Below are 14,109 nucleotides of genomic sequence, written 5' to 3' on the forward strand. Positions count from 1 at the left end.
TGCATGTACGCGAGGATATGGGGTACAGTAGTAGCAGTACACCGGCCGGCCTCTGATTCAAGCTCAACGGCCGGTTTTACTTTTCTGGAGGCAACGTGGAGTATACGAAGCAGCACCTGAGTTTCGAGCAACAGGCTGACTTGTTGTTGACACGCGGGCTGGTGGCTGACCGCGAAGCGCTGTTACAAAGGCTTTTTGATACGGGTTATTACCGGCTGAGTGGTTATACGTATCCGTTTAGGAGCGGTGATGTTTTCCGTCCCGGGGCTACCTTGGACAAGGTTTGGGAAACATACGTTTTTGACCGGCAGCTACGGCTGGTTGTGTTCGATGCCGTGGAACGGGTCGAGGTTTTTATCCGGACTCAGATGGCGTATCTGCTTTCCGAGGCGGGTGGACCGTTTGGCTACCTAGATCCGACCAGTCTTCCCAGGCTTAGTGGCAGCAAACATGAGGATTTCTTGAATAAATGTAGGCATGCTTTTTTGCGGTCGCGTGAGCCTTTCGCCGTGCATTTTCGTGACGTGTATGGGGATAAACACAAATTGCCTCCGTACCGGATGCTGGTTAATTTGATGGATTTTGGGATGACTTTGACGCTGTATAGGGGTGCTCCGGTGGAGGTTCGTCGGCGGGTGGCGGCTCACCTTGGGGTAGCGCCTGCAGTGTTGCAGTCCTGGCTGATGACGTTGAACACAGTGCGCAATATTTGTGCTCATCACGGGCGTTTGTGGAACCGTATGCTAGGCACGCAACCAATGATTCCGCGCGATGACCCCCGGTGGCATGAACCGTATGAAATCGATTCCCGCAAGATTGGCGCAGTGGTGATGATTCTGCGGTACTTGTTGCGTCGCGTGGCACCCAGCACGCACTGGCCGCAGCGTTTCGAGGATCTGCTGGCAGAACATCCCGCGATTGACCAGACGCGTATGGGACTTCAATCGGGTTGGAAAGAAAGCCAGATTTGGTTGGGTGATTGGTAATTCGGCGTTTAAAGTCGGTTTCATACTGGTGGGCATTTCCCGATTTGGGTGATTATCGAATTCTTTTCAACGGGTATGCTGTCCTTTACCTACGCAGATTTGAAGCGCCAAGATCGCAAGCGTATCGCTAGAGTTGCTTTCAACACGGGAGATCAACAACTCGAATCGTGGTTGCGTGCCTTTACCGAGCTACGGAACAAGTGTGCTCACTACACTAGGCTTTATTTTTGGCGTTTTACCACTGTACCCCGCCAGCCTAGAGATGTCCGTTGGAAAATGGACAACAGTCTTTTTTCGCAGCTCTACATGCTGTCCCGGATGCATCCCAATCAGCATAGCTGGCGAAAAGAGATTAGCCGATTAGAAGGAATAATCCAACTGTATCAACCGTATATGGGGCGGTCTCATCTGGGGTTCCCTCGTGACTGGAAGGCGTTGTTATCCCCTGAAGGGTGCGCGTGTGGGATTCAATAGAATCCGTTTTAGCGGCGGCGCAGGTACTTGACTATGCCGGTGGCGCCGGCTTCGACCACGGTGAGGGTGTCGTAAAACCCGTCGAGGCCGCCGTACCAGGGGTCGGGCACGTCGTAGTCTCCATCCGAGCTGTATTGGTCGGAATAATGCTTGCGTTTGGGGCGTTGGGTGGGGTTTTTGCCGGGTTCATGAGGCGCTGGCAGCACTCCGCCTTCCCCGAAAACCCCGCCCGGCGCAAAGGGAATTGTCCCGTCGAATTCGCGCCACAAGTGGAGTTTGCGGGTATCTTCACCCGCAGTCTCCAGCATTCCCCGTAACAAGCGCGCGTGCCCCACGGTCATGGCCAGTATCAACCCGGATTCCCGCAGTTCGGCCGCAGTCGCGCGGTGTGCAAAGTGCTCGCGGGGGAGCGGATACCCGGCTTCCCGCAATACTTGTGCGGCGCGACGATCCAAGCCGTGTCCGTGTTCCTCGTCCGAGGTTCCGGCCGAGGCCACGGTTACTTCCGGGACGCTAAGACCTGTTTCCGGGGTGCTGGGCTTGACCACTGGGGTGCCAAGCCCGCCTTCCGGGATACCAGGTTCTGTGTTATGCCTTGCCTTCGGGGCGCTAAGCCCCTCGCGTTGCAAGTATTCCCGCAACACAATCTCGCCCATGGGCGAGCGGCAAATATTGCCCGTACACACCACCAAAATCTGCATAGCCTAAGTGTAGCGGATGGTTTCTTTGGCCTTGTTCCTCCGGATTCATGAGGCGCTTGTCCTGGACTGGAAGCGTTCCTTCCAGGGGTTTGCCCGTGAATCGTGGGATTTGGCATTGATAAAACCATGTTGGCAGAAATTAGTGAAAAAATGAGGGTGGGAGCCAAAATAGTGGTGCCTCACCCTCAAATTTTCCCGGATTTCTGCCACGTAGCCTGAATAGTCCCAAAGTCCCTGGCGTCAGGTGTTACAAATCGTAGAATTGTGTAAACAAGATTCGGGAGCTGCAAAGGAGGAGCCCTTATGTTGTTCGATGTTTACGGTGAAAATGCCATTTTTCAGTGGATTGGCTGGGTGATGGTGTTTGTCGGTTTGATTGTTATGAATGAAATCGCCCGGCGTTCCAAGTGGGGCGGCGTGTTCTGTTTCCTGGTGGTGCCCGCGATTCTGACGGTGTACTTCGTGGCGATTTATGTCGGTGCGGCCATGGGCGCAGATTGGGCGTTGAATAACCCCACGTATATCCACATGGGTTCGTGGTTCCACTATGCGAAACTCTATGCGGCGACGGCCGGGTGTATCGGTTTTATGGTGTTGAAGTACCACTGGGGGAGCCTGGGTAAAGCGCACTGGTTCAAGTGTTTCCCTTTCGTGATTGTGGCAATTAACATCTTGATAGCGGTGGCCTCCGATTTTGAAAGCGCGATTCGTGCTTGGGGCACGACTTTTGTTTCGGTCGAGGGTATTACCTTGATGGGTGGGTGGCACAATGTGTTCAACGGTATTGCCGGGCTGCTCAACATTTTGTGTATGACGGGCTGGTTCGGGATTTATGCTTCTAAAGGCAACAAGGATATGTTGTGGCCGGATATGACCTGGGTGTTTATCGTGTCCTACGACCTGTGGAACTTCTGTTACACCTATAACTGTCTGCCGACCCACGCCTGGTATTGTGGTTTCGCGTTGTTGTTGGCGCCGACGGTGGCGAATGCGTTGTGGAACAAGGGTGGCTGGATTCAAAACCGAGCGAACACCCTGGCGATTTGGTGCATGTTTGCCCAGGTGGTTCCCGTATTCCAAGATTATTCGGTGTTTTCGACTAACTCGGTGAATAACCCGCAGGTGAACCTGTGGGTGTCTCTGGTGGCTTTGGTGGCGAATATCCTGGCGCTGGGCTATATCCTGTACCGCGCGAAGCAGCAGGGTGTGAACCCGTGGCTGCACGAGGTCTTCAAGGGCACCCGCGACTTCGAGCAGGCCATGAGTCGGCGCATGGCAGCGGCTAAAGCCGCGTGAGCCATGCGCTCGCAGTGCGAAGGTGGTTAAGCGACAGTAACGATTTGCCGTCGCCGACGTCGCGCCTTAAGCGGCGAAGCCGCAGTGTAGAGGTAGGGGTCGTGAAGGTCATCTAAGTCTGTTCCTCGCTGTTTCCCCTGTTTCATGAGGCGCTTGCCACAGATTTACACGTAAATCCCCGAATGGCGCCTCATGAAAACATAAACCGAGTCACCTGCGGTAGCGAAATGTGCAAAAACTGTGTCGAGTGCTTTTACGGCAAAAACTGGTGCCGGCCTACTGTTAGTCGAGGTTCTGTGCAACCTTTACCCGTAATTCTACGCTACTTTTAGCCGGAACTTGCGCTCCCGCTAGCCGGGTAAAACTGGGAGGGATAAGGCGATAAATCTGGAACCTATGATGTGGTAAATCCGGAATTTTTCGTAGGTAAATCTCGAAGTTATTGGCTGGTAAATCTGGAAGTATTAGGATGGTAAATCCGGAATCATGGGGTATAATTTAGGCTATGTTCACGTTGAATACCGAGGTCAAACGCCATTGTTCCGGTCTGTTGGGGGAGATGTTGGATGAATCACCTATAGTGGTGATTCAAGGGGCGCGTCAGGTGGGGAAGTCCACGCTGGCAAGGCAGGTGACTGAGCGGTGTGATGCTTGGAGTGTCTCTCTCGATGACACAGATGTGGCGGCCTTGGCGCGAAGTGACCCGCGTGGTTTCGTGGGGCAAGCTCCGGGGAGGCTGCTGGTGCTTGACGAGGCGCAACGCGAACCCACGCTCACGCTGGCGTTGAAAATGGCGGTTGATAGAAACCGGCGACCGGGGCAATTCCTTATCACCGGGTCGGCGGATTTTTTGCGGCTAAAAACCACGGGGGATTCCCTGGCGGGGCGGGCAGAAATACTGACTTTACGTCCGCTAAGCATGGGGGAATTACAGCAACGTCGCACTCCGGAGGACTGGGTCTCCTGGATTCTGGCCGGAGCGCCGGGCAGGATCCAGGCCGAATCCCCGGAAGCCACTCGTGAATGCATTATCAGTGGAGGTTACCCCCTGGCCTTGTCGCGTCGCACCCCGGCTTCGCGACAACGCTGGTTCAACGGATATCTGCAATCCATAGTCACCAAGGATGCCGAGGAACTTTCGGGTGGGGATTTTCCCGGAAAACTGCCCCAGTTGCTGCGACTGCTTGCCGCTGAGGGCGTCAGCGAATACGTGGCGGCGAAAATGGCTCGCCATCTGGGTGTCTCGGAGAAAACCCTGGGAGGTTATTTCGATTTAGCCCATGCGATGTACCTGGTAGAAGCGTTGCCGGCTTGGGGTGTGGGTATCAGTAAACGGGTGATACGTCGTCCCAAGGTGAGTCTGGTGGATTCGGGTTTGGCTGCTGTCTCGGTGGGGATGACGGTAGAGAAATCCCGGCTGGTGGGAGGCATGGAATATTTCGGGGCGCTCACCGAGCAGTTTGTGGCCGGGGAGCTGCGTAAACAACGCGAATGGACCGCCAGTCCTTTTGACCTGTATCATTATCGCCACCGTGACCAGGAAGTTGACATTGTCATCGAACTGCCAGATGGCAGGCTGATTCTGGTAGAGGTGAAATCTGGCCTGAGCGTGCCCAAAGGTACCTTCGCTAAACTTGAACAGCTTATCCCCGGCGACCGGGTAGTCGCGCGAGTCGTGCTCTATCTTGGCGAACAAAGCCTCAAGATTGCCCCCGGAAACTACCTGCTGCCGATTTCTAGCCTGTGGACACACCCCGATAGCGCCTCATGAATCTGGGAACAAACTCCGGGAACTACCTAGGTAACCTAGGAATAGCCTCCTAGGTTACCTAGGTAAGATTATTGGACCTGATGTAAACTGTGGCGATGTATGGCGTATTTTACCTGCAATACTCTGGTATGGTAAAAGTGTTGTCTGGAAGGTAACCTAGGAAGGCTACTTAGGAATCTACCTAGGTAAATTCCTAGGTAGCTTAACGTGTATGAGTGGTAAGAAGTCCTGCTCGTGACGATTACGAATGACACAGAACTGGAACAAGCCGTTGCGAAGATGCGTCTGGCTCGTACGGATTGCGCGGAGTATGAGCTGAAAACAGCCAAGGGCGGTTTGCCTAGCTCTCTGGCGGAAACAGTTTCTGCCTTTGCGAATACCTCGGGTGGAACCATTATTTTAGGGATAACGGAAAAAGACTTCACTTCGGTTCCTGACTTGGATATTAAAGTTCTCCAAGATGGGGTCTCCCAAATTGTCAGGAAGGCGGTTCAACCTGCGGTAGCGGCGGATGTTCATATTATGCTTTACGAGGGTAATCAGGTTTTAATAGCAAATATCCCAGAACTTTCCAACAGTGAAAAGCCCTGTTATGTGCGGAAATCTGGGCGAGTAAACGGCTCGTACATAGGTATCGGCGATGGAAATCACCAGATGACTAGCTACGAGATTGACCGTTTTTTGGAAAATCAGCAGCCTAACGTCGGGTTTGATATGTCGGTGGTTGCCAAAGCCTCGGGCTGTTTTCGAAGGCTCTCTTTGTTTCATCTGTCCGCAAAACTTCTTCACGCAGAGAAATTAACTTTAGGACATTTTCATTAACACTCTTTTTTATCCCACCTTACTCGTTAAGACCACGCGCGAAATGCGTTGCCTTGAGACCAATAGAAATATTTACCAAAACAACCAGGCAACAAGCTGCGAGAACAACGTAATTCGCGCTATCACTCAGCTTTGTAAATACAACGGATGCTCCTAAATACAACCCTCCAAAAAGAAATAGCAAGCCATCAATTAAAAAGATAGGCGCGTAACGTCGGTGAGTTTCCGCCCAAGTGCTTTCATTACGCATGATTGCTTTGGTTCTCAGTCCAACAGCGTGATTCAGGGGCAGCGTCCGGTTTCTGGCCTTCATGTACTCTACAAAAAACACCAGAGCCACTATCGTCAGACCGACGAATCCCAGGACAGCTAACATGGTTCTCATCTTCCTTCAAGAAAATTATCGACACTGATACTTAATTTTAAGTTTACACCACATCCATCTCAAATGCAAGTTCTCGGCGTGTCGGAAGATGCCGCTGTTAGGGACTTGCCGGAGTTTCCAGTCAATCGCTGATTCTACGTGGTTTCTGGTCAATTGTAGCCTTCAAATCCATCGTGTGTAGGTGAGATTCAAGGATAATTTTGGCGAGGTGAGGACGATGCAAGTCGCCCAACTGTCTCTCATTTTTCCGCTGGTTTCTAGGGGGTGTTCACCGGCGTTAACGCCATAATTACAGGTACCCCCATATGAATGCCGAACTTGAATTTAGAGTCCGCATTCTGCGGTACTGGGTTGACGATGTTTGATAAAAATAGCTTATAGCAAAATTTCGCCCAGGGGAGGTTGCGCTTGGTCACAGTGGACGGTATCGGCACAGACGTCAGTCCAGATGACAGGCGGTTTTCCCCCGGCGGTTACCCGGGTTTTCACTCGGTTACAAGCACCCACCAAGACCCAGACGCGACGAAACTGGCTGCGCGCGGTGGCTGCGCGGACAACCCGGCAGCGCCCAGATTTAGCCGCCGAACTGGTGAAAATTTTGGGGATTGAGTTGCGAGGAAACGAGGCGAACCCCTTGGGGAACCTGAGTATTGAGGAAATCGCGGTGTGTTACGAGGCTTTGTTGGCGACCTTGGATAGCCGCCGCCGCCGTAGCGCGGGGCAGTTTTTCACCCCGGACGATGCGGCGGCGTTTATGGCGGCACCATCTCGGGATTTCCCCGCCGGGACATGGCTAACCCATGTTGCGGGGTGGGGAATCTGGCCTGGCATCTGGTGGCCGCCCAGAGTAATCCGGCGCGCTTTGTGCGTGAAAACCTGGTGCTTATCGACGTGGACGAAACCGCTTTGCGTTCTGCGGTGGCCTTGTTGGGGGCAGATTTCTTGTCTGGCGGGGATCATGAGGGGCTAGACCAATTGTGGGCGAAGGCCTCCAATCGTGATTTTCTCTCAAAATCTGGGCTGGCACCTCATGAAAACGTAACGGATTCGGGACAAACGCGCCGACGGGAAAAACTCGGGTTTTAAGCAAAATCCCTAGACTCTGGTACGCAAACCTCATGAAGGCGGCGGGGCGGATGGCGATAGGTGCAGTTCGACGGCGAAACCGCCACCCTCGCGGCCAGACAGACGCATGGTGGCGTGGTGGGCAGCAATGATTTGATTCACCAGCAGCAACCCGAGCCCATGCTGAGGTTGTTCGGTTGGCGTATCACAGTGCCAGTAATGTGGCCGAGTTTCCAGCTGGCGCAGTTTCTCAGCGCTCACCCCGGTGCCGTTATCGGTTATGGTGATGATGATTTCATGAGGTGCCATCCGGGCTTCCAAGCGTATCTGACATCCTTGCGGGTTGTGCACAATCGCATTAGTGACCAGATTCTCCACCGCTCTTTGCAACAAGGAGGCATCCCCGGTGACACAAATATCACTGGCAAAGTCAATCTCGCACGCAATGTCATACAGGCCGTCATAACCCCGATCCAAGAAATCCGCCGCAATCGAGCGCAACAGGGGTGCTACCGGCACCGACTCCAGGCGCAGCGGCTGCATTTCGTAATCCAAACGCGAGGCCAAATTCAAGTCATTGACTAAGTTTTTAATCCGCTCCCCATGCGCCATAATCTGGCGAGCTTTCTGGGCCACTTCGGGGTTTTCTGTGGTTTTCTCGAGGGTGGCGGCGGATCCGATAATCACTGACAGGGGAGTGCGAATATCGTGGGAAACCCCGGCAATCCAATTTGCTCGCGCCGTGTCGCGTTTCTGGAGCGCGGCGGAAACTGTGTTAATCTCTTGCGCCAAGGTGGAAAAAGGTGCGCGCTCCGCGAGCTGCACAGTTTGCCCCCGCGAGAGCTCCCCAATCCCCGCTACCAGCGGAGTCACGGCTCGTCCCAGGCGTTTTTGCGCCCCGAAATACAACAGGAACAATACCGTTAGATTAGCTGGTATCAATACCGCCCAAAACGGTATCAAACTTTGGTAGGCGGCTGTGGGAATGTAGTTCGAAAGTTGCTTAGCAAAGCTATCCCGGGGATAGCCCACCACCAGCAGCCCCCCGGGGTGCTCCCAGGTAAAAACCGGGTAATCTTGCAGGTAGCCGCGCGAAAACTTCGCTACATCCGTCAGGGTGTAGTGCGTGTGAATCTCGGGAGGGACGTGGTAGCGCCAAGTGACTTCCCCGCTCTGTTTGTCGAGTAGCATCGCCCAGGCTGCGGCTTTCATGAGCTGCTGGCGGGCAGCGGGTGCCAGCTCATATTCACCCCCTTTTAATTTAAGGGAGTCGGCGGTCTGAGCCAGCACGCTTGGCACCGCAGGCTCGAGCAGACGGTTTACTATGATGTGCATATAGACTGCATAAAGGGTCACACTGGTAGCCACTAAAGCCGTTAGGGTAATCAGGAAACCGAGCGCGAAACGGCGCAGAATTTGGTGAAATGGTGCCATCTTAGGTTTCCTTTACCAACAGTTTGTACCCCAGTCCGCGCGCGGTCAGCAGGGTCACTGGCGCGGACGGGTTGGCCTCGATTTTCTCGCGAATGCGGCGAATATGAGACAACAGTGAAGTCTCGTATCCGAAATAGTTCTCGCCCCACCCGGCTATACAGAGTCTATCGGTGGTCACGATTCGCCCGGCATTCTGACACAAAGCTTGCAACAAGGTGCATTCCTTGGCGGTCAACGCAATCTCCCCACCGTCGCTGCGTATCATCACGGCACAATCGAAGTCAATAGTGCCAGCTGCGATTTCCACGCGATTGCTTTCCGCCACGTCCTCTGGATAGCACCGGCGCAGTACCGCCGCCAGGCGCAATGCCAGTTCCTCGGGATAAAAAGGCTTCGTGATATAGTCATCCGCGCCCATTCCCAGACCCTGGAATTTGTCGGTGGGTTCGTCCCGTGCAGTCAAAAAAATCACTGGAATATCGCGGGTTTTACGGATTTCGTCACAAAGCACAAAGCCATTCCCATCGGGCAGCATCACATCCAAGATTGCCGCCTCTGGTTTCGTGGTGCGCAGAATCTGTCCCGCAGCGCGGGCACTGCTCGCCGTTTCCACCTGGGTGTAACCCTCGTTTTCCAAGGTAGTGCGCACCAGTTCAAGAATATCTGGCTCGTCATCCACGATCAGGATACGGCGGTCTTTAAAACTTTGCGGTAACACGGGGCTGGCTCCTCATGAATTCGACAACGCCACCTACCGTACCACCCCCGCGAGACGCGACGTGCCGCTAGCCGCCATGTCAGCTAAAAGTCAGCTAAAAGTCATTTTTGCGCCATCCCCACGCCATTTTCCCGCCAGGTCAGCGCGCTAACTTGGATTCGACAGAAAGGAACAGTCATGGATTACATCGTGAAAACCAATCATCTGACCAAGATTTACCGGGACTTCACTGCCGTTAGTGACGTGAGTTTGCATATTCGTCCGGGAAGTATTTACGGGTTTCTGGGGCCAAATGGGGCGGGTAAATCAACCACCATGAAGATGTTGCTGGGGTTGACCAAACCCACCAGCGGCAGTTTCGAGATTGCCGGGAAACACTTTCCCGCAGACCGGATAGAGATTTTGCGCTCTATCGGTTCGTTTATTGAATCACCGTCGTTTTACGCGAATCTGACCGGACGGGAAAACCTTGAAATCATCAGGCGTATTTTAGATCTGCCGCGCTCCAGCGTGGATGAGGCTCTGGAACTGGTGGGATTGCGCGAGTTCGGCGGGCGCTTGGCGCGGAAATATTCCCTGGGCATGAAACAGCGCCTGGGACTCGCGGGGGCAATGCTGGGAAAACCACCGATCCTGTTTCTGGACGAGCCGACCAATGGGCTCGACCCGGCTGGTATTCACGAGATACGCAATCTGGTGACCTCGCTGCCAAGCCGCTACGACTGCACCGTGCTAATCACCTCGCATTTACTCGCGGAGGTCGAGCTGATGGCTCAAGATATCGGGATTTTGAACCACGGGCGAATGCTCTTTGAGGGGAGCCTGGAAGCGCTGCGCGGGCTCGCAGTTCATGAGGGGCTAGCCGAGAGCAGTCTCGAGGACACCTTCCTGGCCATGATTGAAAACGACAATGCGACCCACCGGGAAAGGGCACTGCTATGAAGGGTATGAAGGCGTTGGGCGTGGAACTGTACAAGCAGCGGCGCACCGGTTTGTTGACGGCACTGCTGGTGGTCGGTTGGCTGGGTGCGGGCTATGCGGCGTTGCTTTTCGGGCTGCGCGGGAGTCAACTTCTGGCTTTACCGTTGGCGCCCATGGATGTGCTGTTGACCCAACTCTACGGGGTGCTGTGCGTGCTTAATATTTTCGGCATCGTGGTGGCCGCCTGCCTGGCCTATTACCTGGAGTTTAGCGGCAATGCGATTCGAAAACTGTGCGTGTTACCCCTGGCCGGCGGACAGATTTTCCTGTGGAAATTCGTCATTATCGCCGCCGGTTTGCTGGCGGCGTGGGTGATTCAATACGCCGCTATCGCGTTGGTGGGCCTACGTTACCTGCCGTCCGGAGCCTTCGACGTGGCGGCGCTGGTGGCTTTTGCGGCCTACACTTTCCTGGCGACCCTGCCAATTGTGTCGCTGATGCTGCTGGTGGCCTCGCGTTTTACCAATATATGGGTGCCGCTCGGGGTGGGCGTAGCCGGCTTCCTCAGCGGCATCGCCCTGGCCACCGCTAAATCTCCCATTTGGCTGGGGCATCCTTTTGTGGCAGTTTTTCAACCGGCTATAACTACTACGGCCGTGCCAAATCCGCTGGTAATTGCCATCGCGATTGTGGAAACCGTCTTGTTTGGCGGCCTCGGGCTGGTGCTATCCCAATACAAAGCCTATGAATGAAAGGAGCTAGTTGTGCGTTTTACGTCTTTACTCGCAATTGAATTTATGAAAGTAAAAAGGTCTTTCATTATTCCACTGATATTTATTGCCCCCGTGGTGGTAATTATCTCCGGTGTTTCCAGCCTGCGTATGTACTTGACCCCGGAATACAAGGACGCTTGGGCAGCGATGTTTATTCAAAGCTGTCTGCTGTACGCCTATTATTTACTGCCGTTCTCCATGATTGTGGTGTGTGTCTTGATAGCGGCACGTGAATCGGCACACAACGGGATTCTGAAAATGCTCGCCCTGCCCGTGAGTCGCCGCCAGCTGAATCTGGCTAAATTCGTGGTAGTGCTGTCTTTCTTGTTCCTCGAGATGCTAATCTATCTGGTGGTATTCCTGGTGGCGGGCTTGGTTACCGCCCACGCGGCGGGGGTGTCCCAGGCGATTCCCGTGGCCTACCTACTGGGCAAATGCACGGGGTTGTTTTTCGCGATGATTCCCAGTGTGGCTCTTATGTGGCTGATAGCCGTGGTGTTCAACCGCCCGGTGTTGAGTATCGGCATCAACCTGTTGTTGGTAATCCCGGGAATCCTGGTGGCGAATACGCCGCTGTGGATTTTCTACCCCTATTGCTACGGTGGCTATTTGATAGCTACGGCGATGGCGGATTATCAAAACAATGTGAGAGTCTCGTCTCTTGACTTATTCCCTTTTCTGCCTTGTGCCACCGGACTCGGTCTCGTCGCGCTATACCTTTCTACGGTATGTTTCGGGAAAAAAGAGATGCGCTAGGCTCGGCCTTTTCACGAGGTGCTGGCATAAATTTATGGCGCACTCTTGGAGTGAGAATTATTGAGGCCGCAAATGGATTTAGCCTGGTATATGCTAAAAATAGCTGGCAGCTAAAATTTTGCTGGGGGAGGTCGTGCTTGGTAGCAAGGGAGGATGTCGGTACAGGTATCGGTACGGGTGAAAGGCGATTTTCCCCCACGGCAGTTACCCGGGTTATCGCCCGGTTGCAAGCACCCACCAAGACCCAGACGCGACGAAACTGGCTGCGCGCGGTGGCGGCGCGGACAACCCGGCAGCGCCCAGATTTAGCCAGTGATTTGCTTGAAATCTTGGGGATTGAGCCGCACGGACTCGAGCCGCAAGGAGCAAGAATGTTGGGGACTGAGCCGCGGGATATCGGCTCGCTAGACGCTGAACCGTTGGGAGACGAACCTCCAGGGGGCGAGCCGTTGGATATCGGTGTCACCCCCCCGGGAGCAGCGCAGCTAGGTGCCAAATCGCTGGGAGCCAAGTCCTTGGGAGACAAGGTGTCGGGTGCTGAACCTCTGGGAAGCGAGGTATCGGGAGCCGACACGAACCCGCTGGAAGACTTGAGCATCGGGGAAATTGCGGTGTGTTACGAGGCTTTGTTGGCGACCTTGGATAGCCGCCGCCGCCGTAGCGCGGGGCAGTTTTTCACCCCGGACGATGCGGCGGCGTTTATGGCGGCGCAATCCCGCGATTTTCCTGCTGGGACTTGGCTCGACCCCTGTTGCGGAGTGGGGAATCTGGCCTGGCATCTGGTGGCCGCCCAGAGTAATCCGGCGCGCTTTGTGCGTGAAAACCTGGTGCTTATCGACGTGGACGAAACCGCTTTGCGTTCTGCGGTGGCCTTGTTGGGGGCAGATTTCTTGTCTGGCGGGGATCATGAGGGGCTAGCCCAATTGTGGGCGAAGGCCTCCAATCGTGATTTTCTCTCAAAATCTGGGCTGGCGCCTCATGAATTCGTCATCGTCAACCCCCCGTATGCGCGCGCGAAAGAATCCCCCGGGCTGGAATGCGCCGCGAGCCGGGAATATTTCGCGTATTTCTTGGAAAAAATCGCTAAAACCAGTCGAGGTTTTATCGCGGTAACTCCTGCGTCCTATCTGTGTGTCCCGAAATTCGCGGTCTTGCGTGGCATCCTGGAGCGTGAACAACCGGGCGGGCGGGTGTTTGTGTTCGATAATGTGCCGGATACCTTGTTTAGGGGCTATAAATTCGGCTCCAGTAACACGTCGAGCACAAACTTTGTGCGCGCCGCGATAACCGTGTGTAGCCCAGGGCAGCGCGAGTGGTCGATTACCCCGATTTTGCGGTGGAAAAGCGCCAACCGCCCTCGGATTTTTGAACTTGCCCCCGAGCTGTTGGTACCCCGGGAAAAGGGACCGACGGGGGAGTGGGTGAAACTGCCGGCGGACTTACGTCCCTTGTGGCATGAGCTATCCCTGGTCAAGACTACTTTGCGGGATTTGCTGGCCTCGGGGGAAACCCCGTATGCGCTCACGGTGGCGACTACGCCACGATACTATATTTCGGCGGTGTACCGGGATTTGCAGCGCGGCTCGAAGGTAAAGTTGTATTTTCCGGATGCGGTGAGTCGCGACCGGGCAGCCGTGGTGCTGAATTCCTCGCTGCCGTATTTGTGGTGGCGGGCGTTGGATGGCGGGGTCACGCTGCCGCGTCGGGTGCTGCTCGGTACCCCCATCCCGGTGGAATCCCCGCTAAGCCCGGAAGTCCGGCAAGCCGCACGTGTTCTGGAAGACACCGAAACCCAGCATCTGGTCACTAAGCTGAATGCCGGGAAAATCAACGAAAACGTCAAACGACCCCCCGCGCTGGTCGAACGTCTGAACACCCTGGTCTTCACACCCGTCGCCACCGCAGCCCACCCAGTTGCCGCCGACGCAGCTGCTCTCCCTGCCCACTCCGTCATCCCCGATTTCAGCCTGCTCTACACCGAGGATATGACCGATTTGCTGTAATTCT

14 protein-coding genes are annotated in these 14,109 nt (G+C 54.7%); 10 read left to right on the forward strand and 4 right to left on the reverse strand.

The features are described from left to right. Positions 1 to 95: 95 nt before the first annotated feature. Positions 96 to 986 (forward strand): Abi family protein, encoded by an 891-nt coding sequence (locus F4555_RS01630; protein ID WP_115325526.1) that lies wholly within the window; start codon positions 96 to 98, stop codon positions 984 to 986. A gap of 42 nt (positions 987 to 1,028) precedes the next feature. Next, complete coding sequence (locus F4555_RS11500; protein WP_350449061.1) at positions 1,029 to 1,460, forward strand: Abi family protein; 432 nt, start codon at positions 1,029 to 1,031, stop codon at positions 1,458 to 1,460. A gap of 8 nt (positions 1,461 to 1,468) precedes the next feature. Here F4555_RS11500 and F4555_RS01640 read toward each other — a convergent pair whose 3' ends face one another. After that, positions 1,469 to 2,161, reverse strand: a complete 693-nt coding sequence (locus tag F4555_RS01640; protein ID WP_103758887.1) for a low molecular weight protein-tyrosine-phosphatase — start codon at positions 2,159 to 2,161, stop codon at positions 1,469 to 1,471. Between the two features lie 303 nt (positions 2,162 to 2,464). On the opposite strand from F4555_RS01640, the gene F4555_RS01645 reads away from it, so the two are divergent. The 3 genes from F4555_RS01645 (at position 2,465) to F4555_RS01655 (ending at position 6,050) form a co-directional block, all read left to right on the forward strand. After that, entirely contained in the window at positions 2,465 to 3,457 is a 993-nt protein-coding gene (locus F4555_RS01645; RefSeq protein ID WP_004012955.1) for a DUF5692 family protein, read from the forward strand. Positions 3,458 to 3,962: 505 nt separating this feature from the next. Then, positions 3,963 to 5,228 carry an ATP-binding protein gene (locus F4555_RS01650; protein WP_004012953.1) on the forward strand — a complete coding sequence of 422 codons (1,266 nt, stop codon included), beginning with the start codon at positions 3,963 to 3,965 and terminating at the stop codon, positions 5,226 to 5,228. A gap of 234 nt (positions 5,229 to 5,462) precedes the next feature. Then, positions 5,463 to 6,050: an AlbA family DNA-binding domain-containing protein gene (locus F4555_RS01655; RefSeq protein ID WP_115325525.1), complete on the forward strand. Its 588-nt coding sequence runs from the start codon at positions 5,463 to 5,465 to the stop codon at positions 6,048 to 6,050. Between the two features lie 19 nt (positions 6,051 to 6,069). On the opposite strand, the gene F4555_RS01660 is transcribed toward F4555_RS01655, so the two are convergent. Next, the gene (locus F4555_RS01660; protein WP_255312806.1) at positions 6,070 to 6,426 is read right to left on the reverse strand and encodes an SdpI family protein; all 357 of its coding nucleotides are present in this window, start codon (positions 6,424 to 6,426) and stop codon (positions 6,070 to 6,072) included. 798 nt (positions 6,427 to 7,224) lie between these two features. On the opposite strand from F4555_RS01660, the gene F4555_RS11020 reads away from it, so the two are divergent. After that, positions 7,225 to 7,521 (forward strand): hypothetical protein, encoded by a 297-nt coding sequence (locus F4555_RS11020; RefSeq protein ID WP_255312805.1) that lies wholly within the window; start codon positions 7,225 to 7,227, stop codon positions 7,519 to 7,521. A 30-nt stretch (positions 7,522 to 7,551) separates the two neighbouring features. Here F4555_RS11020 and F4555_RS01670 read toward each other — a convergent pair whose 3' ends face one another. Further along, positions 7,552 to 8,934, reverse strand: a complete 1,383-nt coding sequence (locus F4555_RS01670) for a sensor histidine kinase (protein WP_004014822.1) — start codon at positions 8,932 to 8,934, stop codon at positions 7,552 to 7,554. A gap of 1 nt (position 8,935) precedes the next feature. Next, positions 8,936 to 9,652, reverse strand: coding sequence for a response regulator transcription factor (locus F4555_RS01675; protein WP_004012948.1), 717 nt, complete (start codon positions 9,650 to 9,652; stop codon positions 8,936 to 8,938). A 177-nt stretch (positions 9,653 to 9,829) separates the two neighbouring features. Between F4555_RS01675 and F4555_RS01680 the strand changes: the two genes are divergently transcribed. From F4555_RS01680 to F4555_RS01695, 4 genes are all read left to right on the forward strand, one after another. Continuing rightward, positions 9,830 to 10,594 carry an ABC transporter ATP-binding protein gene (locus F4555_RS01680; RefSeq protein WP_004012947.1) on the forward strand — a complete coding sequence of 255 codons (765 nt, stop codon included), beginning with the start codon at positions 9,830 to 9,832 and terminating at the stop codon, positions 10,592 to 10,594. Further along, a complete protein-coding gene (locus F4555_RS01685) occupies positions 10,591 to 11,325 on the forward strand; it encodes an ABC transporter permease (protein WP_004014824.1) in 735 nt (244 codons plus the stop codon). Before F4555_RS01680 ends, F4555_RS01685 begins: the two co-directional genes overlap by 4 nt. A gap of 12 nt (positions 11,326 to 11,337) precedes the next feature. After that, positions 11,338 to 12,102: an ABC transporter permease gene (locus tag F4555_RS01690; protein ID WP_115325523.1), complete on the forward strand. Its 765-nt coding sequence runs from the start codon at positions 11,338 to 11,340 to the stop codon at positions 12,100 to 12,102. Positions 12,103 to 12,239: 137 nt separating this feature from the next. Then, positions 12,240 to 14,105: an N-6 DNA methylase gene (locus F4555_RS01695; RefSeq protein ID WP_115325522.1), complete on the forward strand. Its 1,866-nt coding sequence runs from the start codon at positions 12,240 to 12,242 to the stop codon at positions 14,103 to 14,105. Positions 14,106 to 14,109 lie beyond the last annotated feature (4 nt).

The sequence above is a fragment of the Mobiluncus mulieris genome (assembly GCF_014204735.1).
Taxonomy (GTDB): Bacteria; Actinomycetota; Actinomycetes; order Actinomycetales; family Actinomycetaceae; genus Mobiluncus; species Mobiluncus mulieris.